This window comes from Mesorhizobium sp. B2-1-3A (assembly GCF_006442655.1).
Classification (GTDB): Bacteria; Pseudomonadota; Alphaproteobacteria; order Rhizobiales; family Rhizobiaceae; genus Mesorhizobium.
On sequence record NZ_VFWK01000010.1, the window covers coordinates 23,830 to 43,680 of the forward strand.

23 protein-coding genes and 1 other RNA gene are annotated in these 19,851 nt (G+C 63.3%); 10 read left to right on the forward strand and 14 right to left on the reverse strand.

Annotated features, from left to right (window positions below; all coding sequences use genetic code 11):
- Window positions 1–108: 108 nt before the first annotated feature.
- Window positions 109–462, reverse strand: a complete 354-nt coding sequence (locus FJ977_RS32755; RefSeq protein ID WP_140776505.1) for a DUF1304 domain-containing protein — start codon at window positions 460–462, stop codon at window positions 109–111.
- Between the two features lie 141 nt (window positions 463–603).
- Between FJ977_RS32755 and FJ977_RS32760 the strand changes: the two genes are divergently transcribed.
- On the forward strand, window positions 604–2,088 hold the full coding sequence (locus FJ977_RS32760) for a carboxypeptidase M32 (protein WP_140776507.1): 1,485 nt from the start codon (window positions 604–606) through the stop codon (window positions 2,086–2,088).
- 52 nt (window positions 2,089–2,140) lie between these two features.
- On the opposite strand, the gene FJ977_RS32765 is transcribed toward FJ977_RS32760, so the two are convergent.
- Window positions 2,141–3,940 (reverse strand): ABC transporter transmembrane domain-containing protein, encoded by a 1,800-nt coding sequence (locus FJ977_RS32765; protein WP_140776509.1) that lies wholly within the window; start codon window positions 3,938–3,940, stop codon window positions 2,141–2,143.
- A gap of 206 nt (window positions 3,941–4,146) precedes the next feature.
- Between FJ977_RS32765 and rpmE the strand changes: the two genes are divergently transcribed.
- Window positions 4,147–4,368 carry a 50S ribosomal protein L31 gene (rpmE, locus tag FJ977_RS32770; protein WP_010912060.1) on the forward strand — a complete coding sequence of 74 codons (222 nt, stop codon included), beginning with the start codon at window positions 4,147–4,149 and terminating at the stop codon, window positions 4,366–4,368.
- Window positions 4,369–4,476: 108 nt separating this feature from the next.
- Here the strand turns inward: rpmE and FJ977_RS32775 are convergent, their stop codons facing one another.
- A complete protein-coding gene (locus FJ977_RS32775) occupies window positions 4,477–5,106 on the reverse strand; it encodes a TetR/AcrR family transcriptional regulator (protein ID WP_140776511.1) in 630 nt (209 codons plus the stop codon).
- A 125-nt stretch (window positions 5,107–5,231) separates the two neighbouring features.
- On the opposite strand from FJ977_RS32775, the gene FJ977_RS32780 reads away from it, so the two are divergent.
- Together FJ977_RS32780 and FJ977_RS32785 are read left to right on the forward strand one after the other, a co-directional pair.
- Entirely contained in the window at window positions 5,232–6,059 is an 828-nt protein-coding gene (locus FJ977_RS32780; RefSeq protein WP_140776513.1) for an NAD(P)H-binding protein, read from the forward strand.
- Window position 6,060: 1 nt separating this feature from the next.
- Window positions 6,061–6,537, forward strand: coding sequence for a DUF1772 domain-containing protein (locus tag FJ977_RS32785; RefSeq protein ID WP_140776515.1), 477 nt, complete (start codon window positions 6,061–6,063; stop codon window positions 6,535–6,537).
- Between the two features lie 34 nt (window positions 6,538–6,571).
- Here FJ977_RS32785 and FJ977_RS32790 read toward each other — a convergent pair whose 3' ends face one another.
- The 3 genes from FJ977_RS32790 to FJ977_RS32800 form a co-directional block, all read right to left on the reverse strand.
- Entirely contained in the window at window positions 6,572–6,883 is a 312-nt protein-coding gene (locus tag FJ977_RS32790) for a SelT/SelW/SelH family protein (RefSeq protein WP_281406844.1), read from the reverse strand.
- A gap of 20 nt (window positions 6,884–6,903) precedes the next feature.
- The gene (locus FJ977_RS32795) at window positions 6,904–7,653 is read right to left on the reverse strand and encodes a YebC/PmpR family DNA-binding transcriptional regulator (protein ID WP_140776519.1); all 750 of its coding nucleotides are present in this window, start codon (window positions 7,651–7,653) and stop codon (window positions 6,904–6,906) included.
- A gap of 204 nt (window positions 7,654–7,857) precedes the next feature.
- On the reverse strand, window positions 7,858–8,181 hold the full coding sequence (locus FJ977_RS32800) for a helix-turn-helix domain-containing protein (protein WP_140776521.1): 324 nt from the start codon (window positions 8,179–8,181) through the stop codon (window positions 7,858–7,860).
- 51 nt (window positions 8,182–8,232) lie between these two features.
- Between FJ977_RS32800 and FJ977_RS32805 the strand changes: the two genes are divergently transcribed.
- Together FJ977_RS32805 and FJ977_RS32810 are read left to right on the forward strand one after the other, a co-directional pair.
- Window positions 8,233–8,715, forward strand: coding sequence for an SRPBCC domain-containing protein (locus FJ977_RS32805; RefSeq protein WP_140776523.1), 483 nt, complete (start codon window positions 8,233–8,235; stop codon window positions 8,713–8,715).
- 15 nt (window positions 8,716–8,730) lie between these two features.
- Entirely contained in the window at window positions 8,731–9,093 is a 363-nt protein-coding gene (locus FJ977_RS32810; RefSeq protein WP_140776525.1) for a hypothetical protein, read from the forward strand.
- Between the two features lie 25 nt (window positions 9,094–9,118).
- Here FJ977_RS32810 and FJ977_RS32815 read toward each other — a convergent pair whose 3' ends face one another.
- The 4 genes from FJ977_RS32815 to ssrS all read right to left on the reverse strand — a co-directional run bounded on the left by FJ977_RS32815 (window position 9,119) and on the right by ssrS (window position 11,690).
- On the reverse strand, window positions 9,119–9,886 hold the full coding sequence (locus FJ977_RS32815) for a TerC family protein (RefSeq protein WP_140776527.1): 768 nt from the start codon (window positions 9,884–9,886) through the stop codon (window positions 9,119–9,121).
- Between the two features lie 70 nt (window positions 9,887–9,956).
- A complete protein-coding gene (locus FJ977_RS32820; RefSeq protein WP_056575335.1) occupies window positions 9,957–10,781 on the reverse strand; it encodes a YmdB family metallophosphoesterase in 825 nt (274 codons plus the stop codon).
- A gap of 70 nt (window positions 10,782–10,851) precedes the next feature.
- A complete protein-coding gene (locus tag FJ977_RS32825) occupies window positions 10,852–11,439 on the reverse strand; it encodes a 5-formyltetrahydrofolate cyclo-ligase (protein ID WP_140776529.1) in 588 nt (195 codons plus the stop codon).
- A 95-nt stretch (window positions 11,440–11,534) separates the two neighbouring features.
- Window positions 11,535–11,690: non-coding RNA, 6S RNA (gene ssrS, locus FJ977_RS32830), on the reverse strand.
- Between the two features lie 145 nt (window positions 11,691–11,835).
- Here ssrS and FJ977_RS32835 point away from each other — a divergent pair.
- From FJ977_RS32835 to msrB, 4 genes are all read left to right on the forward strand, one after another.
- Entirely contained in the window at window positions 11,836–12,675 is an 840-nt protein-coding gene (locus FJ977_RS32835; RefSeq protein WP_140776531.1) for a MoxR family ATPase, read from the forward strand.
- Window positions 12,676–12,766: 91 nt separating this feature from the next.
- Entirely contained in the window at window positions 12,767–13,213 is a 447-nt protein-coding gene (locus FJ977_RS32840; RefSeq protein WP_140776534.1) for a GNAT family N-acetyltransferase, read from the forward strand.
- A 7-nt stretch (window positions 13,214–13,220) separates the two neighbouring features.
- Complete coding sequence (locus FJ977_RS32845) at window positions 13,221–14,411, forward strand: VWA domain-containing protein (RefSeq protein WP_140776536.1); 1,191 nt, start codon at window positions 13,221–13,223, stop codon at window positions 14,409–14,411.
- A 102-nt stretch (window positions 14,412–14,513) separates the two neighbouring features.
- Complete coding sequence (msrB, locus tag FJ977_RS32850) at window positions 14,514–14,918, forward strand: peptide-methionine (R)-S-oxide reductase MsrB (RefSeq protein ID WP_140776538.1); 405 nt, start codon at window positions 14,514–14,516, stop codon at window positions 14,916–14,918.
- A gap of 73 nt (window positions 14,919–14,991) precedes the next feature.
- On the opposite strand, the gene FJ977_RS32855 is transcribed toward msrB, so the two are convergent.
- The 4 genes from FJ977_RS32855 to pyc form a co-directional block, all read right to left on the reverse strand.
- Complete coding sequence (locus FJ977_RS32855) at window positions 14,992–15,300, reverse strand: hypothetical protein (protein WP_140776540.1); 309 nt, start codon at window positions 15,298–15,300, stop codon at window positions 14,992–14,994.
- Between the two features lie 7 nt (window positions 15,301–15,307).
- A complete protein-coding gene (locus FJ977_RS32860) occupies window positions 15,308–15,748 on the reverse strand; it encodes a hypothetical protein (protein ID WP_140776542.1) in 441 nt (146 codons plus the stop codon).
- A 147-nt stretch (window positions 15,749–15,895) separates the two neighbouring features.
- Window positions 15,896–16,156: a DUF2312 domain-containing protein gene (locus FJ977_RS32865; RefSeq protein WP_027053014.1), complete on the reverse strand. Its 261-nt coding sequence runs from the start codon at window positions 16,154–16,156 to the stop codon at window positions 15,896–15,898.
- Between the two features lie 153 nt (window positions 16,157–16,309).
- The gene (gene pyc, locus FJ977_RS32870) at window positions 16,310–19,768 is read right to left on the reverse strand and encodes a pyruvate carboxylase (protein WP_140776544.1); all 3,459 of its coding nucleotides are present in this window, start codon (window positions 19,766–19,768) and stop codon (window positions 16,310–16,312) included.
- Window positions 19,769–19,851 lie beyond the last annotated feature (83 nt).

Consider the following 19,851-nt stretch of genomic DNA (forward strand, 5'->3'; position numbering starts at 1 on the left):
CCCTCCGGAACGGTCCAAGAGGAAGGGACCACCTGGCGCCTTCGGGACCCCAATCCCGCGGGCGTCCTTTTTCCTCGCCGGCCCAGTCTACCTACCAACCAAGCCTGCCTACCAACCAAGCCAGAGCGCGACCAGGGCGACCACCGCCGGCACGGTCTGGATGAACAGTATCTTGCGGCCGACCGTCGCCGCGCCGTAGAGGCCGGCAATGGCCACGCACAACAGGAAGAAGACCTTGACCTGAAACCCGGCGGCGCCGAGGTAAAGCCCCCAGATCAGACCGGCGGCGAGAAATCCGTTGTAGAGGCCCTGATTGGCGGCGAGCACCTTCGAGGCCTTGGCGAATTCGGGCGTCAGGCGGAATGTCTTGTGCCCGCTCGGCGTGTCCCAAAGCACCATCTCGAGATAGACGATGTAGACATGGATCAAGGCCACCAGCCCGACCAGGATGTTGCCGACCATTTGCTCCCCCTGCACGCGTCGCCCGCAGCATTTCATGTGTGGCATCGCCTGCGCAAGGTGCATCTGCCGGGAGGTATCTGAGGGTTGCCAACGCTTTTGCGTTGGTGTCTTTTCGCGCCGTCCTCAATCACGGAAGTCGCCATGTCCTTTCAGAAACTCGACGACCTCGGCCACAAGCTCGAAGCGCTTGAGCATGCACTGGCCATCCTCGGCGCTGACGAAGCGACGCATATGGCCGTCGGCGGCGGCGAGAAGCGTGCCGAGGCGATGGCGGCACTGGCCGGCATGTACCACACCAGGGCGACAGCACCGGAGATATCGGACTGGATCGCCGCCGCCGAAGCCGAGGCGCTCGACGACGAGCAGCGCGCGGCGCTCGGCGAATTGCGGCGGCAATACACCAACCTGACCTGCCTGCCTGTCGAATTCGTCGAACGCCAGACGACGGCGCGCATGCGTTGCGAGCAGCTGTGGCGCGACCTGCGCGCCAAGAACGATTGGGCCGGTTTCCAGCCGGCGCTCGAGGGCGTGGTGGCGCTGGTGCGCGAAGAGGCGGCTCTGCGCTCCGACGTGCTGGACCTCGCCCCCTACGATGCGCTGATGGAGCAATTCGACCCAGGCAACCGCACCGCGGACATCACCCCGGTCTTCGCCGACCTGAAAGCCTTCCTCAAGGGATTCGTACCGGAGGCACTGGCGATCCAGGAGGCGCGGCTGCGCAAGCATCCGCTGAAGCCGCTTTCGGGTACCTATGCGATCGACAAGCAGCGCGAACTCGGTCTTGCCATGATGGCCGCGGTCGGTTTCGACCTGACGCACGGCTCGCTGTCGGTGTCGCACCATCCCTTCTGCGGCGGCGTGCCCAGCGACGTGCGCATCACCACCCGCTACAAGACATCCGATTTCCTGTCGGCGCTGATGGGTGTGCTGCACGAGACCGGCCACGCGCTCTATGAACAGAACCTGCCGAAGGCATGGTCGCACTGGCCGCTGGGCAAGGCGCGCGGCATGGCCGTGCATGAAAGCCAGAGCCTGTTCGTCGAAAAGCAGATCGGCCGCAATCCCTCCTTCTGGCGCTGGGCGCTGCCGGTGGTGGAGAAGCATCTCGGCGAGGCCTGGTCGCTCGACGATCTCCTGCCGCATGTGCATCGCGTCGAGCGCGGCCTGATCCGCGTCGACGCCGACGAGGTGACCTATCCCCTGCATGTCATCCTGCGCTACGAGTTGGAGCAGGAGCTGGTCTCGGGCAGGCTTGAGGTGGCTGACCTCCCCGAAGCCTGGGATGCCAAGATGCGCGACTATCTCGGCCTCTCCACGATTGACAATCCGGCCGACGGGCCGATGCAGGACGTGCATTGGCCGGGCGCCGCCTTCGGCTACTTCCCGTCCTACACGCTGGGCGCGATGATGGCGGCGCAGCAATGGGCCACGCTGACCCGGGAACACCCTTCCGCCGATGACGACCTGGCGAAAGGGAATTTCGCTGCCATCAACGACTGGCGCCGCGAGAAGATATGGTCGCAGGGGTCGCGCTGGTCGACACCGGACCTGCTCGAGCGCGCCACCGGCGAAAAGCTCAATGCCGTGTATTTCGTCAATCACCTGAAGCAGCGCTACGGCGGATGAAATCGGCCATCGTGGCATCCGGATTCGGCAGACGGTAACAGTCCGCCGTAACCTACTCCGCCGCGCCCCTGAAGGCGCTGGCGCCGGTCTCGAACTGCAGCTTGGCCAGCCTGGCATAAATGCCGCCCTTGGCCACCAGACTCTGATGCGTGCCTTCCTCGACGATACGGCCGCCATCCATGACCAGGATCCTGTCGGCCTTCAGCACAGTTGCCAGCCGGTGGGCGATGACGATGGTGGTGCGGCCCTGCATCAGCCGCTCCAGCGCCGTCTGCACCAGCGTCTCGCTTTCGGCGTCGAGCGCCGACGTCGCTTCGTCGAGCAGCAGGATCGGTGCGTCGCGCAGGATGGCGCGGGCGATCGCCACGCGTTGGCGCTGGCCGCCGGACAGCGTGACGCCGCGCTCGCCGACCTGGCTGTCATAGCCGTTCTCAAGCTTGAGGATGAATTCATCGGCCAGCGCGTCCTTTGCGGCCGCCTCGATTTCGGCATTGCCCGCGCCCGGCCGGCCGAAGCCGATATTTTCGCGCGCGCTCGCCGCGAAGATGGTGACGTCCTGCGGCACGATGGCGATGCGCTCGCGAACAGCGACTGGATCGGCCTCGCGCACGTCGACGCCGTCGATCAGGATCTTGCCGGTTTCGGGATCGTAGAAACGCAGGATCAGCGAAAACACCGTGCTCTTGCCGGCCCCCGAAGGACCGACGATGGCCACCGTCTCGCCGGGCATGACCTGAAAACTCAAGCCATGGACGGCGGCGCGGTCGGGCCTTGCCGGATAGGAGAAGGAGACGTCGTCGAAGACGATCGCGCCCTTGGCAACCGACGGCAGCGGCTTCGGATCGGCCGGCGCCTGGATCGCCGGCTTCTCGGCGAGGATCTCGGTCAGCCGTTCGGCCGCACCAGCAGCCTGGGCAAGTTCGCCCCAGACTTCCGACAGCGCGCCGAGCGCACCGGCGGCGAACACCGAATAGAGCAGGAACTGGCCGAGCGTGCCTGGCGACAGATTGCCGTCGAGCACATCGCGCGAGCCGAACCACAGCACCGCCACGACAGACGAGAAGATGGTGAAGATGGCAAAGAAGGTGAGGAAGGAGCGTGCGAAGATCGAGGCGCGTGCAGCCTCGAAGGCAGCCTCCACCGCGCCCGAAAACCGCCCGGTGACCAGCTTCTCATTGGTGAAGGCCTGCAGCGTGCGCACCGCGCCGATCTGCTCGCTGGCATAGGCTGTCGCCTCGGCAAGCGTGTCCTGCGCCTGCCTTGACTTGCGCCGCACCGAGCGGCCGAAGGCGACCAGGGGCAGCACGATGATGGGAATGGCTGCGATGACCAGGCCGGACAGTTTCGGGCTGGTGATGACCATCATTCCCACCGCGCCGAGGCCGAGGATGACGTTGCGCAGCGCGACCGAGGCCGTGGCGCCGACCGCCGATTTGACCTGCGTGGTATCGGCGGCGAGCCGCGAGACGATCTCGCCCGACTGCGCGGTGTCGAAGAAGGCAGGCGACAGCGTCGTCACATGGGCAAAGACATCGCGCCTGATATTGGCGACGACGCGTTCACCCAGCGTGATGACGAAATAATAGCGGCAGGCCGATGCCGCCGCCAGCATGGCGGCCATCGCCACCAGCGCGGCAAAGTATTCGGCGATGAAGGTGGTGCTGGATGACGAAAAACCGTGGTCGATCATGCGCCGTACGGCCAGCGGCAGCGCCAATGTCGTTGCCGCCGCGATGGCCAGCGAGATGAGGGCGCCGACGACCAGCGTGCGATATTGCGTGATATAGGGGAACAGGCGTCGGAGCGGCTTGAGCGAGCGTCGGCGCTCGTCTGCGCTGCTTGATTGCGCCATCTCGGTGTTTCCTCTAGCCGCTTCAACTCTAGGCGTCGCAATATGCGCTTGCCGCGGCCTTGTGATTCAATTCCGCCTGATGTATAGGCTCGCCGACCGTTTTAGAAGCCGTGGCTCCTCAATAGCTGCGGCTTCGAGTTTTAAAAAGAGGCGCATCGACGCAGGCTTATGCCCGTCAGCCGCGCCGGCAAGCCAGGAACCGAGCCATGAAGAGCGCTATCCATCCCGACTACCACACCATCAAGGTCGTCATGACCGACGGCACCGAATACACGACCCGTTCGACCTGGGGCAAGGAAGGCGATACGATGAACCTCGATATCGACCCGACCACCCACCCGGCCTGGACCGGCGGCCAGCAGACCCTGCTCGACCGCGGCGGCCGCCTGTCGAAGTTCAAGAAGCGCTTCGAAGGTTTCGGCCTCTAAGCCAAGCAAGGCTTGCAGATCAAAAACCCGCCCTTGTGGCGGGTTTTTTGTTGTCGCTGGCGGTTTCGCTACCTGTCAACGATGCAGCAAAACGCCAAGGTCGTCTCTCTATTCGCTCAGCAGTTCCCTGAGCGCCATGCACTTGTAGGCGGCGACCAGCCTGTCGCCCTCCTGTCGCTCGACCGAGATGGCCAGCCGCACCGCGGCCTCGCCCATTTGCCAGACTAGAAACGCCGTGGTTTCCAGGGCGACAGGGTCGGCGCCGGGACGCAAGCGCTTCAGCACCGCCACAAGGAACTCCGCATTGGCCCGGCTGTCGGCGAGTTCGAGTTGGCGCAGCGCCTTGTCGGCCTGCGTGCCCGACCAGATGTCGCGCATCACCGGTTCGGCCAGGAACAGCCCGTAGTAGATATCGACCAGGTCCGAGAAAGCCCGCCGCAGGCCTTCGGCATCACCGACATTGGCGAGTGCCGCTGAAATGCAGGCCTGGCTTTCGGCCGTGTAGCGCTCGGCCAGCGCCCAGATGATCGCCCGCTTGTCGGGAAAGAACTGGTAGAGCGAGCCGATCGACACCCCTGCCCGCTCCGCCACCTCGCCCATGCGCATGGCGTCGCTGCCTTGCTCGGTGATCAGCGCCGAGGCCGCGGCCAGCATGCGCTCCACCCGCTCGCGGCTGCGCTGCTGGCTTGGCGCCCGCCGTGGCGAAGCGATCTGCTCGTTGGCCGGCGTGCCTTCCATGGACTGTCTCCAATAACGCATTCGGCACAATCGCCGGGGAAATGGCTTGACTCGCAAAATACGAGGGTTTATCACGTTTTGCAAATGTGAGGATTACTCATGTTTTGAAACGGAGGAAAACCACCATGACCGACACCAAACCAATCCTGATCCTCGGCGGCACCGGCAAGACCGGCCGCCGTCTTGCCGAACGGCTGACGGCGCGCGGCATTCCGGTACGGATCGGCTCCCGTTCCGGCACGCCGCGCTTCGACTGGGAAGCTCCGGCAAGCTGGGCTCCCGCACTCGAGGGCGTCAGCGCGGTCTACATCAGCTACTATCCCGACATTGCCGTGCCGGGTGCCGCCGAAGTGATCGGTGCCTTCACCCGCCTTGCCGTGGAGCATGGCGTTCGCCGGCTGGTGCTGTTGTCGGGCCGCGGCGAAACGGAAGCCCAGCGCGCCGAAGAGATGCTGAAGGCTTCCGGGGCTGATTGGACGATCCTGCGCTGCGCCTGGTTCTCGCAGAATTTCAGCGAAGGCTTTCTCGTCGAGCCGCTGCTGGCGGGCGAGGTGGCACTGCCGGTCGGACCTGTCGGCGAACCCTTTGTCGATGTCGACGACATCGCCGACGCCGCCGAAGCGGTGCTGACCAAGCCCGGTCATATCGGCCAGCTCTATGAGCTCACGGGGCCGCGGCTTTTGAGCTTCGCCGACGCGGTCGCCGAAATTGCCAAGGCGGCGGGACGCGACATCCGCTTTGTCAGAATTTCGCATGACGAGTTCACCACCGCTGTCGCCTCGCATGAACTGCCACCCGAATTCGTCTGGCTGCTCGATGAACTGTTCACCCAGGTGCTCGATGGCCGCAACGAGTCGCTCACCGACGGTATCCAGCGCGTGCTCGGCCGCGCGCCGAAAGACTTTTCCGCCTACGCAACCGAAACCGCCGCTAGCCTGGTCTGGAGCAACTGAGATGATCAAGCTTCTTCCCGCCCTCACCATCATTGCCGCGATCGGCTCGGGCCTCGTCGCTGGCGTGTTCTTCGCCTTCTCCAATTTCGTCATGGCAGCACTTGCCCGGCTGCCTGTCCCGCAAGGCATCGCGGCGATGAATTCGATCAACGTCACGGTGATCACGCCGACTTTCATGACGGCGCTTTTCGGTACCGGCCTGCTTTGTCTGGTGCTTATCGCTGCCGCCATCATGGGCTGGGCCCAGTCCGGCTCGTACTGGCTGTTCGCCGGCGCGGTGATCTACGTGATCGGCAACCCGATCGTGACCATGGTCTTCAACGTGCCGCTCAACGATGCGCTTGCCGCCGTCGACCCGGCCAGCAGCAACGGCGCCGCCGTGTGGGCGAACCATCTGAGCCAATGGGTGATGTGGAACCACGTCCGCACCATCACCGCCATCGTGGCGATGGCCTGCTTTATCTTCGCATTGCTCTGAACGAGACGCTTACGAAACACACTCGGACCCCGTCTCAGGCGGGGCCTTTTTGCGCATGTCCCTTCGACGTGTGGCCCTTGCGATCGGAATGACCGAGATCGCGATCCGGGTCGATCACGTCGCGCACCAGCTGCTTGAGCTTTGCCGCATCCGGAAAACCGCCATCGCGCTTGCGGTCCCAGACCAGCACGTCGTTGCAGGAGACGGTGAAGACGCCGCCTGTGCCGGGCACCAGCGTCACCTCGCCGAGATCGGTGCCGAAGGTGGAGAGCAGCTCCTGCGCCATCCAGCCGGCGCGCAGCAGCCACTGGCACTGCGTGCAATAGGTGATGCGGATGGCGGGCAACGGCTTCTCGCTCCCGCCGCTCACGCCGCGCTGAGCTTGGCCAAGGTCTCGTCGTCGACCTCGAAGTTGGCGTAGACGCTTTGCACGTCGTCGTCGTCCTCGAGCGTGGCGACCAGCTTCATCAGCGACTGTGCCCGTTCCTCATCGACCGGGACATTGGTCTGCGGCCGCCAGATCAGCTTCACCGATTCCGCCTCGCCGAGCGCGGTTTCCAGCGCCTTCGACACCTCGCCGAGATTCTCGAAGGCGCAATAGATCGTGTGGCCTTCCTCGTCCGACTCGACATCGTCGGCGCCGGCTTCGATCGCCGCTTCCATGACCTTGTCGGCGCTGCCGGCCGATGCCGGATAGTAGATCTCGCCGACACGGTCCCACATGAAGGACACCGAGCCGGTTTCGCCCATCGCGCCGCCGGCCTTGGTGAAGGCAGCGCGCACATTCGACGCAGAGCGGTTGCGGTTGTCGGTCAAGGCCTCGACGATGACGGCGACGCCACCTGGGCCATAGCCTTCATAGCGCACAGCCTCGTAGTTCTCGGCATCGCCCATCGAGGCCTTGTTGATGGCGCGCTGGATATTGTCCTTCGGCATCGACACGGCCTTGGCGTTCTGGATCGCCAGCCGCAGGCGTGGATTCATCGATGGATCAGGCGTGCCGCTCTTGGCGGCAACGGTTATTTCGCGTGCCAGCTTGGAAAACATTTTCGAGCGCACCGCGTCCTGACGGCCCTTGCGGTGCATGATGTTCTTGAACTGTGAATGGCCAGCCATGGCACCCCTGTCGTCTTCTCGGCTAGAGCATCCTGCAGCCAGGTGGATCACCTTGCCCTTCGCAAAAATGCTCGAATTCAAAATTTCAGAGCGTCCCAGGTGCAACCCACGGAAGCACGGCGTTCTCTGTCGGAATGGCCGGCTTATAGATAAATCGGCTCAATTCGTCCAGCGCGCCGTGTTGCGGCGATCCCCTGCAACGCCTTATGCCTCCAGATCGGACTTCAGCCGGTCGATGATGCTGAGTGCATGGCCGGCATACTGGCTGATCCAGCGGTCATGGATCTGCTTGATCGGCAGGGAATTGAGATGGTTCCAGCGTTCGCGTCCGTCACGGCGCGCAACGATCAGCCCGGCCTCCTCCAGCACCTTGAGATGCAGCATGACGGTACAGCGGTCGATGTCGGGAAAGGCATCGCACAGCATGCCGGTGGTCTTCGGCTCGTCCTTCAGCTGATCCAGCATTTCGCGCCGGCGTGGATGCGCCAGCGCCTTGAAAACATTGTCATCTTGCGATCGGCTTGACATGTTATGTTTATATAACATATCCTTGAACCGATCAAGCAAGGAGCTGTGGATATGTCCCTTGGATTCCGGGTTTCAGGACGCATTGGCAGGCCGGTCGCCGAAGTCTTCGACGCTGTCGTCAATCCGAAGAAGCTGAGCGGCTATTTCACCACCATCGGCGGCGCCAGCGCGCCGCTGGAAACCGGCATTGGCGTCGTCTGGTGGGGCAAGGTGCCAGTCGAGGTCGACGAGGTGGTCAAGGACAGCCGCATCGTGCTGCGCTGGGACGCCACCGATGCCGACGGCAAGCCGGCCTACAAGACCCGCATCGAGATGAATTTCGAACCGCTGGACGATGGCGGCACCTTCGTCACCATTGCCGAGAGCGGCTGGCAGGAAGGCGCGGTCGGCTTGAAGAAATCCTACCTCAACTGCGAGGGCTGGTCGCAAATGCTGGCCTGCATGAAGGCCTATGTCGAATACGGCATCAATCTGCGTGACGGCTACTACCGCAGCGAGATGAAGGGCGAACCCGCCAACGAGACCAATGTTTGAGCAACGGAGCCAGCAATGACTGCAAAAATCAGCGGAGGCATCAACATCGCCATGAAGGTGCCGCCGCACCAGTACCAGGCAACAATCGCCTTCTACCGCGACGTCATCGGCCTGACGCCGTTTACCGCCAAGACACCGGCCATCGGCTTCGAGCTCGGTCCGAACCGGCTGTGGATCGATGAAGCGCCAATGTCGAGTCAGGCCGAGGTCTGGCTGGAACTGTTCACCAGTGACTTTTCAGTCGCCGCCGCCCAGCTCGCCGAGGCTGGTGTCGTGCGGTGCGATGCCATCGAGCCCCTGGGCGAGGGCTTTCGTGGCGGCTGGATCACCAATCCTGCCAACATCGTTCACATGGTTCGCGAACCCGACGCCTGGTAAGCGCAAAGCCCACGGCGGACCAGCCTCAATGCCCGTCGCCGGATTTCGCTTTCCTGCGCCGCCGTGCCAGCATGTTGAGCCCCTCGACCAGCGCCGAGAAACCCATCGCCGCGTAGATGTAGCCCTTCGGCACATGGTAGCCCATGCCGTCGGCGATCAGCGTCATGCCGATCATCAACAGGAAGCCCAGCGCCAGCATGACGATGCTGGGGTTCCGGGCGATGAAGTTGGCCAGCGGCCCCGCCGCCAGCATCATCACGGTGACGGCCACGATCACCGCGATGTACATGATGGCGATCTCGTCGGTCATGCCGACGGCGGTGATGATGGAATCGATCGAGAAGACCAGGTCGAGCAGCAGGATCTGGAAGATCGCGCCGGCCAGCGAGATCTTGAGCGTCTCGCCCAGCATCGTGTCCTGATGGTCGTCCGGATCGACGGTATGATGGATTTCCTTCGTCGCCTTCCACACCAGGAACAGGCCGCCGGCAATCAGGATCAGGTCGCGCCAGGAGAAGCCATGGTCGAATGCCGTGAACACCGGCGTCGTCAGCTGGACGATGACCGAAATGGTGGCCAGCAGCACCAGCCGCATGACCAGTGCCGCCGAGATGCCGAGCCGGCGGGCGCGGGCCCGTTGCGCCTCAGGCAGCTTGTTGGTCAGGATCGAGATGAAGATCAGATTGTCGATGCCGAGCACGATCTCCAGCACCACCAGCGTCAGCAACGCGACCCAGGCCGTTGGATCGGATACAAAGTGAAAATGCGGCGCCAGGAACTCAATGAGCTGCATGGAGGTCGTCCCCTCTACGATCTAGAGCAGTGTCGCCGGCAGTTAGGTACTACAAACCTCTATATCAATGTCACGACCAGAAAGACGGAGCCGTTTCTTCAAGTCTCGGCCCGCGACGAAACGGCGCGATCTTTTCGGTCAGGCCCGTGCGGTCGGAAATAGTCACGCCGACACCGCACAATGTTGCAGGTCCAGTCGCAGCCTCGAAGCGGCCTTTCGGCACTTTCGACAGGAACCGGTTGAGCGGCTCCTCCTTGTCCATGCCGAGCGAGGAATCATAATCGCCGCACATGCCGGCGTCGGAAATGTAACCCGTGCCCCCGTTGAGGATCTGATGATCGCCGGTCGGCTGGTGGGTATGGGTGCCGACGACGAGGCTGGCGCGGCCGTCGACGAAATGCGCGAAGCACATCTTCTCCGAGGTCGCTTCGGCGTGGAAGTCGATGACCACCGCATCGGCCTGCTCGCCGAGCGGACAGGCGGCCAGCTCGCGCTCACCAGCCTGGAACGGATCGTCGAGCTCCGGATGCATGAACACCCGGCCCATGATGTTGGCGACCAGGACCCTGGCCCCGCTCCTGGCGATATAAACGCCCGATCCGCGCCCGGGCGTGCCCCTGGGAAAATTGGAGGGGCGAAGGAAGCGCTCCTCACGCGGCGCGAAGGCGAGCGCGTCGCGCTGGTCCCAGACATGGTTGCCCGTGGTCACGACGTCGGCGCCCGCCGCGATCGTCTCGCGAAAGATCTCCTCGGTGATGCCGAAACCGCCGGCGGCGTTCTCGCCATTGACGATGACGAAGTCGAGTTTGAAATCCGAGATCAGGCCAGGCAGTTGTTCCCACACCGCCGTGCGTCCCGTTTTTCCAACCATGTCTCCGAGGAAGAGAAGTCTCATATGATCCCGCACCGAAAGTCAGCGAAGCAAAAGCTGCATGACTCCAGCGAAAAGATCATGCCTCCATTATCTACAATTTCGGCGTGAAGCGGCGCAACCCGTTCTCTGTGAGTATTTCCGGGATGACGACGTCGTGGGGCTCATCCGGAACCTGCGGAACTTCCTGGCAGTCGAAGGCGATGCCGATCAGCCGGGGCGCATGCCCCTTGTCGACGAGCTTCGCGATGGCGCGGTCGTAATAGCCGGCGCCATAGCCGATGCGGTGGCCGCGCGCATCGAACGCGGCGAGCGGCACCAGCATCACCTCGGGATCAAGCACCTCGGCCTCTTCATGGGGCCCAACCGTGCCGAAACCCATGTCCACCATCGGCGCCCCGCGAACCAGCTCGCGAAAGACGATCGTGGTCTTGTCGAGAATGGCCGGCAGGCAAAGTCTCGCGCCCTTTTCGCGCAGGGCGAACATCAACGGCCTGACGTCGACTTCCGAACGCATCGGCCAGAAGCCGGATACGATCTGACCGGGCTCGATAGCGAGATGATCGCGCGCCGTCTCGGCCATTTCGAGCGCGGCCTCGACCCGCCAGAATTCATCGAGCGCATCACGGCGTCCAAGCGCTTCGCGCCGCAGCTGTTTTTTCAGGTCTTTGAGAGATGTCATGCGCGGACGATAGAAAAGGCCGGATAGGGATGGCGTTTTAGGAGCGACGTTTTCTACCGCACCATCCACCGGAATGCATGGGCGCATGCAAGAAGTGACGATCCACGCGACCGGTGGAGAGAGCGATCCCGGGAACCTACAAAGTAGGTGGGCGCCGTGTGAGAAAACCCACGGGTCTTCCCAGGGACAGCTCCCTAAGGATCGTTAAGGCCCCGGGGAAAATGTTCTCCTGCCGGGAAGCGCAGACCGTCTCCCCCAATATAGGCCGATGGTCCCCCGAGCGCCAGAGAGTTGCCATTCTTTCCGTGCCGGGCTCGCGACGTCGCATCGCCGCCCCACTCTTGCGCCGGCCGGGCCGCCTCCTTACGGTCGCCCGGAATGAATGAAGGAGCAAAAATGCGTTTCGAAGGCACGGCGGCCTATGTCGCCGACAAGGACCTGATGGTGGCCGTCAACGCGGCGATCGCGCTGGAACGGCCCCTGCTGGTCAAGGGCGAGCCCGGCACCGGCAAGACCGAGCTTGCGCGCCAGGTGGCGGCGGCCCTCGGCCTCGAGCTCATCGAATGGCACGTCAAATCGACGACGCGGGCGCAGCAAGGCCTTTACGAATATGACGCCGTGTCGCGGCTGCGCGACAGCCAGCTCGGCGATGCCAGGTTCAACGACATCAAGAACTACATCAAGCGCGGCAAGCTGTGGGAGGCGTTCGCGGCCGGCAAGAAGGTCGTGCTTTTGATCGACGAGATCGACAAGGCCGACATCGAATTCCCCAACGACCTCCTGCAGGAACTCGATCGAATGGAGTTCTTCGTCTACGAGACCGGCGAGACCATACGCGCCGCCGTGCGCCCCATCGTCATCATCACCTCCAACAACGAGAAGGAGCTGCCGGACGCTTTCCTGCGCCGCTGCTTCTTCCACTACATCCGTTTTCCCGACGTCGACACGCTGCACAGAATTGTCGACGTCCACTATCCCGGCATCAAGCAGAACCTGGTGCGGGCGGCCCTCACCCAGTTCTACGAAATCCGTGACGTACCCGGGCTGAAGAAGAAGCCTTCGACCTCCGAGGCGCTCGACTGGATCCGCCTGCTGGTCGCCGACGACATCGCGCCCGAGGATCTGCGCGCCGACCCCAAGAACGCGCTGCCCAAGCTGCACGGCGCGCTGCTGAAGAACGAACAGGACGTCCATCTGTTCGAGCGGCTGGCCTTCATGGCGCGGCGGCAGCAATAGGCAGGCAGCGATAGCGCTTTCCCCTTCTGTGGACCGTTGCTGCCGGCAAGACAGGAAGGCAGCTTCGGCCAGAACCCTTCGGAGGAATGAAATGTCTGAGATTATCGTCCGCCCGCTCGCGCAGTCCGACCACGCTGACTGGAAACGTCTGTGGACCGACTACCTCACCTTCTACGAAACCAAGCTGCCGGAAGAGGTCTACGCCGTCACCTGGAAACGGCTGTTCACGGAAGGCGAGTTCGAGCCGAAGGGCTTTATCGCCACGCTCGACGGCAAGGCGGTCGGCCTCACCCACTATCTCTACCATCGCTCAGGCTGGTCGGAGAAAAACAACTGCTATCTGCAGGACCTGTTCGCCGACCCGGACGTGCGCGGCAAGGGCATCGGCGCGGCGCTTATCAAGGCAGTGAAGGACACGGCGGAAAAAATCGGCGTCAAGAATGTCTACTGGATGACGCACGAAACCAACACCACCGCGCGCAAGCTCTACGACCATGTCGCGCGTCGCACCGGCTTCATCGAGTATGATCTGCTATAGATAGAAGATGTTCATACCCTTCTTCCTCGAACTGAAGGCAGCACGCGTTCCCGTCTCGCTGCGGGAATATCTGTCGCTGCTGGAAGGATTGGAAGCCGGGCTGGTCGACTATGACGTCGAGGGTTTTTATTACCTTGCCCGCGCCGCTCTGGTGAAGGACGAACGCCACATCGACCGCTTCGACCAGGTGTTCGCGCATGTCTTCAAGGGCATCGAGGCGCTGGGCGGACCGGATGCGGTCGACGTCGCCAACATTCCCGAGGAATGGCTGCGCCGGCTCGCCGAAAAACACCTGACCGAGGAAGAGAAAAAGCTGGTCGAGGCGCTCGGGGGATTCGAAAAGCTGATGGAGACCTTGAAGCAAAGGCTCGAGGAGCAGAAGGGCCGCCACCAGGGCGGCTCGAAATGGATCGGCACCGGCGGCACCTCACCCTTCGGCGCCGATGGCTATAATCCCGAGGGCGTGCGCATCGGCCAGCACGAAAGCCGCAACCGCCGCGCGGTGAAGGTGTGGGACAAGCGCGAGTTCCGCAATTTCGACGATGCCGTCGAACTCGGCACCCGCAACATCAAGATCGCGCTGAAGCGGCTGCGCCGCTGGGTGCGCGAGGGCGCAGAGGAGGAGTTCGACCTGCCCGGCACCATCCACGCCACCGCCGAGCACGGCTATCTCGACGTGCAGACGCGGCCCGAGCGGCGCAATGCCGTGAAACTGCTGATGTTCTTCGATGTCGGCGGCTCGATGGACGACCATATCAAGAGCGTGGAGGAGCTGTTTTCGGCGGCACGAGCCGAATTCCGCCAGCTCGAATATTTCTATTTCCACAACTGCCTCTACGAAGGCGTGTGGAAGGACAACCGGCGCCGCCATGCCGAGGTGATTTCGACCTTCGACCTCCTCCACAAATACGGCCCTGACTACAAGGTGATCGTCGTCGGCGACGCCTCGATGAGCCCTTATGAAATCGCCCACCCCGGCGGTTCGGTCGAGCACTGGAACCCGGAGGCCGGAGCCGTCTGGCTCGGCCGCGTGCTGCAGCAATGGCCGAACGCGGTATGGCTCAATCCGGAAAACCAGAAGAACTGGGGCTATACCCATTCGATCGCGATGATCCGCGACATCTTCGGCGGCCGCATGTTCCCGCTGACGCTGGCCGGGCTTGAAGCCGCCACGAAGCAGCTTTCTCGGAAACATTGATCTTGTCGAAGGTCCGCCGCTGGGCGAACCTGTAACAAATGCCTATGTTCATGCGAATATGAGTTGCAACCAATAACGAGCCGCCAAGGCTGAGGAGATCAAATGGACACCCACACCTACCCCGTCACCCGCACCGATGCCGAATGGCGTGCCCGGCTGACGCCGGAGCAGTATGCGGTCATGCGCGGCCACGGCACCGAGCGGCCGGGAAGCTGCGCCCTGCTCTATGAGAAGCGCGCAGGCACCTTTTCCTGCGTCGGCTGCGACCAGCCGCTGTTCGAATCCAAGCTGAAGTTCGAGAGCGGCACCGGCTGGCCGAGCTTCAACGATCCGGTGCCGGGTTCGATCGAGACCACGGTCGACCGCAGCTACGGCATGGTCCGCACCGAATGCCACTGTGCTCGCTGCGGCAGCCATCTCGGCCATGTCTTCGAGGACGGCCCGCCGCCGACCGGCCTGCGCTACTGCATCAACGGCGTGGCGCTGACATTCGAGCCCGCGGCCTGATCGGTATCCTTTAGCTTTCGGCAAAGGGCGGCTTCGGCCGCCCTTTTTCGTACGCGCTCAACTGACTATCGCCTCAGACGACAACGGTCGCGATGAGCCAGAGCGCCGAGCCCAGCATCATCAACAATGCCTTGGCGCCTGATGTCTCGGCCGTCCGCCAGACCGCGATGGTGAGAAAGATGTTGTAGGGCACCGGTGCGAAATGCACCGCCAGCACGAGGCCGAGCGGCATCTTCAGCCCAAGCAGGATCAGCGCTGCCACGGACGATGCGATGCTGATCCCCGTCCCGACCAGCAGCATGTCGCGCCAGAACAGCCGATCGATCGGCGCCAAGCCAAGCCAACGCGAGCGGAAGAAGGACCTGACGCCTTCCCGGGACACCGGCGCCCTACCCCTGCCCGAGCACTTCGGTGACGGCGCGCTCGACACGCGAGCATTCGGTCACCAGCCAGTCGGTCATCGCCGGCCAGTTATCCTCGGCAAAGCAATTGACCCGCCACATCGAATTGATGCCGAGGCCCTCGCAGCTTTGTTCCGGCCGGAGCTTGAGCCGGTCCTCTATCTCTGGCTGGAACGGCTTCAGGCGCGACCAGCTTTGCGTCGCGCCGAACTTCTCGTTGCGGCCGAAGAAGACGCCGACATGGTTCTGCGCCGGCGCGACATACATGGAGATGACCAGGGCGAAGTCAGGCAACCCGCGCTGCCAGAACCAGGGTCCGCGCCGTGCCAGCCGGGCTCTTTCTTCCGGATGCCGCTCAGCGAACAGCGTCCAGAAACCGCGATGGCGGAATTCCGAGGCGCGACGGCCGCCGAAGTCGAATTCGCTCATGGTTCAAACCGTATCTCCCGCAACCGTATCGGGCACCGGGCGGTCAAAGCAATTCCAGGAAATGTGTGAAACGCTTTCCCTTGGGAATTGCGTCAACAAAGAGATAGGGCAGTTCGCCGTTTGCGTGAAACGGAGAACGCTCTGGTCCTACTCCATGCCGAGCGCGGCCATGTACAGATCGAGGATGGCGTCCTCTTCCTGGCGTTCGGCCTGGTCCTTCTTGCGCAGACGGATGATGGTGCGTATCGCCTTGGTGTCGAAGCCGGTGCCCTTGGCCTCGGCGAACACTTCCTTGATGTCGTCGGCGATCGTCTTCTTTTCTTCCTCGAGCCGCTCGATGCGCTCGATGAGGGCACGCAGCTGGCCGGCGGCAACAGTCTGGCTGGTCTCGGTGATATCGTCGGCCATGTTCTTCTCCAAGGATTGTTTCTGCGCCGCGACTCGCAAAGTTGCCGGCAGCGAATTTCAGCGGTTCGATGCCCGACCGGGCGCGGCGGGTCAAGCCGTTATCGAACAGCTCACCAAGGGCTGCCGACAGAAGCCGACAGCCTGCCCGCGCTTTCAGTTGAAGGCGATCAGCAGATCCTTGGCATCGATCTGGTCGCCGGCCTTGACCAGCACCTCGGCGACGGTACCGTCGCGCTCTGCATGCAGAGCCGTCTCCATCTTCATGGCTTCGATGGAGAGCAGCACGTCACCCGCCTTCACCGCCTGGCCGGTCGTGACGGAAAGGGCGGAGACCACGCCCGGCATCGGCGCGCCGACATGTGCCTCGTTGCCCGGCTCGGCCTTGCGGCGGGCCTTGGCGGCGGAAGCGCCATGCGCCCGGTCAGGCACCTTCACGCGACGCGGCTGGCCGTTGAGTTCGAAGAACACGGTGACCATGCCCTTCTCGTCGACATCGCCGATGGCGAGGCAACGCACGACCAGCGTCTTGCCTTTCTCGATGTCGATGAAGATCTCGTCTTCGGACTTCATGCCGTAGAAATAGGTCGGCGTCGGCAGGACGCTGACCGGGCCGTAGGTCTCTTGCGCACTGGCAAAGTCGGTGAACACCTTCGGATACATCAGCCATGAGGCGAACTCGTATTCCGAGAGTTTGCGCTCGAGCTTCTCCTCGATTTCCTTGCGGTTGGCCTGGAGGTCGGCCGGCTTGAGCAGCGATCCGGGCCGCGCCGTGATCGGCTTGTCGCCCTTCAGCGCCTTCTTCTGTAGCGCCGCCGGCCAGCCGCCCGGCGATTGGCCGAGATCGCCGCGCAGCATCGAGACGACCGAGTCCGGAAAGGCGATGTCCCTGCCCGGATTCTCGACATCGGCGACAGTCAGGTCCTGGCTCACCATCATCAGCGCCATGTCGCCGACGACCTTGGACGACGGCGTCACCTTGACGATGTCGCCGAACATCAGGTTGACGTCATGATAGGTCTGCGCCACCTCGTGCCAGCGCGTCTCCAGCCCGAGCGAGCGCGCCTGTTCCTTGAGATTGGTGAACTGTCCACCCGGCATTTCGTGCAGGTAGACTTCCGAAGCAGGCCCTTTCAGGTCGCTTTCGAAAGCGGCGTACTGGTTGCGCACCGCTTCCCAATAGAACGAGATCTTGCGGATCCATTGCGGGTCGAGGCCCGGGTCACGTTCGGTGCCCTTCAGCGCCTCGACGATCGACCCCAGGCAAGGCTGCGATGTGTTGCCGGAGAAAGCGTCCATCGCCGCGTCGATGGCGTCGACGCCGCTCTCCACCGCCGCCAGCACGGTCGCCGCCGACAGGCCCGACGTGTCATGGGTGTGGAAATGGATCGGCAGGTCGGTCGCCTCGCGCAGCGCCTTGAACAGCACGCGCGCCGCCGCCGGCTTCAGCAGCCCGGCCATGTCCTTGACGGCGATGATGTGGGCGCCGGCGGCCTGCAGTTCGCTCGCCAGCCCGACATAATATTTCAGATCGTACTTGGCCCGCGCCGGGTCGAGAATATCGCCGGTGTAGCACATCGCCGCTTCGATCAGCTTGCCCTCGGCGCCGACGGCGTCCATGGCGACGCGCATGTTCTCGACCCAGTTCAAGCAATCGAAGACGCGGAACAGATCGATACCGCCGCTCGCCGCCTGCTTGACGAAATGCTGCACGACATTGTCGGGATAGTTGGTGTAGCCGACGCCGTTGGCGCCGCGCAGCAGCATCTGCAGCAACAAATTGGGGGCCGCCTCGCGCACCAGCGAGAGCCGCTCCCACGGATCCTCGGTGAGAAAGCGCATGGCGACGTCGAAGGTCGCACCGCCCCAGCATTCGAGCGACAGAAGCTGCGGCAGGGCGCGTGCATAGGTGCCGGCGATGCCGGCGATGTCGTGTGTGCGCACGCGCGTGGCCAGCAGCGACTGGTGGCCGTCACGCATCGTCGTGTCGGTGACCAGAACCTCTTTCTGTTCGCGCATCCAGGCGGCGAATTTCTCCGGCCCGAGCACGTCGAGCTTCTGCTTGCTGCCGCCGGGCACATTGCCGTTGAGGTAGGGCACGACCGGTGCGGCCGCATCGGCCTTCGGCATCGGCCGGCCGCGCGTCTCGGGATGGCCATTGACGCTGACATCGGCCAGGTAGTTGAGCAGCTTGGTCGCGCGGTCCTGGCGCTTGACCTGTTGGAACAGTTCCGGCGTCGTGTCGATGAACTTGGTCGTATAGGAATTGTCCGCGAAGCTCGGGTGGTTGATGATCGCTTCGAGGAAGGTGAGGTTGGTGGCGACGCCGCGGATGCGGAATTCGCGCAGCGCGCGGTTCATGCGGGCAATCGTCTCGGCCGGTGTTGGCGCCCACGCCGTCACCTTTTCCAGCAGCGGATCGTAGAAGCGGGTGATGACCGCGCCTGAATAGGCGGTGCCGCCATCGAGGCGGATGCCGAAGCCGGTGGCGCCGCGATAGGCGGTGATGCGGCCATAGTCCGGAATGAAATTGTGCTCGGGATCCTCGGTGGTGATGCGGCACTGCAAGGCATGGCCATTCAGCCTGATGTCCCTCTGCGCCGGCACGCCCGACTGCGGCGTGCCGATGGCGAAGCCGTCGAGGATATGGATCTGCGCCTTGACGATGTCGATGCCGGTCACCTGCTCGGTGACGGTATGCTCGACCTGGATGCGCGGATTGACCTCGATGAAATAGAATTTTCCGGTATCGGCATCCTGCAGGAACTCGACCGTGCCGGCACCTATATAACTGGTTTCGCGCGCGATCTTCAGCGCATGGCCGCAAAGCTCCTCGCGCTGCGACATTTCGAGATAGGGAGCGGGCGCACGTTCGACGACCTTCTGGTTGCGGCGCTGGATCGAGCAGTCGCGCTCGAACAGGTGCACGACATTGCCGTGCGTGTCGCCAAGCACCTGCACCTCGACATGGCGGGCGCGCTCGATCAGCTTTTCGAGATAGACCTCGTCCTTGCCGAAGGCGGCCTTGGCCTCGCGCTTGCCTTCCGTGACTTCGCGGGCCAGATCGGCCTCGGACCGGATGGCGCGCATGCCGCGTCCACCGCCGCCCCAAGAGGCCTTCAGCATCACCGGATAGCCAATCTCCTTGGCCAGTGTCTTGACCACCTCCATATCGTCCGGCAACGGGTCCGTGGCTGGGATCACCGGCACGCCGACCTCGATGGCGAGGTTGCGCGCCGCGACCTTGTTGCCAAGGCGGCGCATCGTGTCCGGCTTCGGGCCGATGAAGGTGATGCCGGCTTGCGCGCAGGCTTCGGCGAATTCGGGGCTTTCGGACAGCAGCCCGTAGCCCGGATGGATGGCATCGGCGCCTGAAAGCCTGGCGACGCGGATCACTTCCTCGATCGACAGATAACTCTCGATCGGCCCCATGTCCTTGTTGAGATGCGGGCCGCGCCCGACCTGGTAGCTTTCGTCGGCCTTGAAGCGGTGCAGCGAATATTTGTCTTCCTCGGCCCAGATCGCCACGGTTTTGAGGCCCAGTTCGTTGGCCGCGCGAAAGACGCGGATGGCGATTTCTGACCGGTTGGCGACGAGGATCTTCGTGATTGCCAAGGACTGGGCTCCAGCAGCGGAAGGGACGGGAAATCGGTGCAATGATTAGCGTGAAAATGCTGCAGTGCAAACAAAATCAATAC

What these genes read in the sequence shown, in the direction of transcription:
- FJ977_RS32810 (WP_140776525.1), top strand. Translation starts at nt 8,731, where the DNA reads ATGACTGCAAAAATCAGCGGAGGCATCAACATCGCCATGAAGGTGCCG.
- FJ977_RS32785 (WP_140776515.1), top strand. Translation starts at nt 6,061, where the DNA reads ATGATCAAGCTTCTTCCCGCCCTCACCATCATTGCCGCGATCGGCTCG.
- FJ977_RS32835 (WP_140776531.1), top strand. Translation starts at nt 11,836, where the DNA reads ATGCGTTTCGAAGGCACGGCGGCCTATGTCGCCGACAAGGACCTGATG.
- FJ977_RS32780 (WP_140776513.1), top strand. Translation starts at nt 5,232, where the DNA reads ATGACCGACACCAAACCAATCCTGATCCTCGGCGGCACCGGCAAGACC.
- FJ977_RS32825 (WP_140776529.1), bottom strand. Translation starts at nt 11,439, where the DNA reads ATGACATCTCTCAAAGACCTGAAAAAACAGCTGCGGCGCGAAGCGCTT.
- FJ977_RS32775 (WP_140776511.1), bottom strand. Translation starts at nt 5,106, where the DNA reads ATGGAAGGCACGCCGGCCAACGAGCAGATCGCTTCGCCACGGCGGGCG.
- FJ977_RS32805 (WP_140776523.1), top strand. Translation starts at nt 8,233, where the DNA reads ATGTCCCTTGGATTCCGGGTTTCAGGACGCATTGGCAGGCCGGTCGCC.
- FJ977_RS32840 (WP_140776534.1), top strand. Translation starts at nt 12,767, where the DNA reads ATGTCTGAGATTATCGTCCGCCCGCTCGCGCAGTCCGACCACGCTGAC.
- FJ977_RS32800 (WP_140776521.1), bottom strand. Translation starts at nt 8,181, where the DNA reads ATGTCAAGCCGATCGCAAGATGACAATGTTTTCAAGGCGCTGGCGCAT.
- FJ977_RS32820 (WP_056575335.1), bottom strand. Translation starts at nt 10,781, where the DNA reads ATGAGACTTCTCTTCCTCGGAGACATGGTTGGAAAAACGGGACGCACG.
- FJ977_RS32815 (WP_140776527.1), bottom strand. Translation starts at nt 9,886, where the DNA reads ATGCAGCTCATTGAGTTCCTGGCGCCGCATTTTCACTTTGTATCCGAT.
- FJ977_RS32860 (WP_140776542.1), bottom strand. Translation starts at nt 15,748, where the DNA reads ATGAGCGAATTCGACTTCGGCGGCCGTCGCGCCTCGGAATTCCGCCAT.
- FJ977_RS32795 (WP_140776519.1), bottom strand. Translation starts at nt 7,653, where the DNA reads ATGGCTGGCCATTCACAGTTCAAGAACATCATGCACCGCAAGGGCCGT.
- FJ977_RS32760 (WP_140776507.1), top strand. Translation starts at nt 604, where the DNA reads ATGTCCTTTCAGAAACTCGACGACCTCGGCCACAAGCTCGAAGCGCTT.
- FJ977_RS32755 (WP_140776505.1), bottom strand. Translation starts at nt 462, where the DNA reads ATGGTCGGCAACATCCTGGTCGGGCTGGTGGCCTTGATCCATGTCTAC.
- FJ977_RS32845 (WP_140776536.1), top strand. Translation starts at nt 13,221, where the DNA reads ATGTTCATACCCTTCTTCCTCGAACTGAAGGCAGCACGCGTTCCCGTC.
- msrB (WP_140776538.1), top strand. Translation starts at nt 14,514, where the DNA reads ATGGACACCCACACCTACCCCGTCACCCGCACCGATGCCGAATGGCGT.
- FJ977_RS32765 (WP_140776509.1), bottom strand. Translation starts at nt 3,940, where the DNA reads ATGGCGCAATCAAGCAGCGCAGACGAGCGCCGACGCTCGCTCAAGCCG.
- rpmE (WP_010912060.1), top strand. Translation starts at nt 4,147, where the DNA reads ATGAAGAGCGCTATCCATCCCGACTACCACACCATCAAGGTCGTCATG.
- FJ977_RS32865 (WP_027053014.1), bottom strand. Translation starts at nt 16,156, where the DNA reads ATGGCCGACGATATCACCGAGACCAGCCAGACTGTTGCCGCCGGCCAG.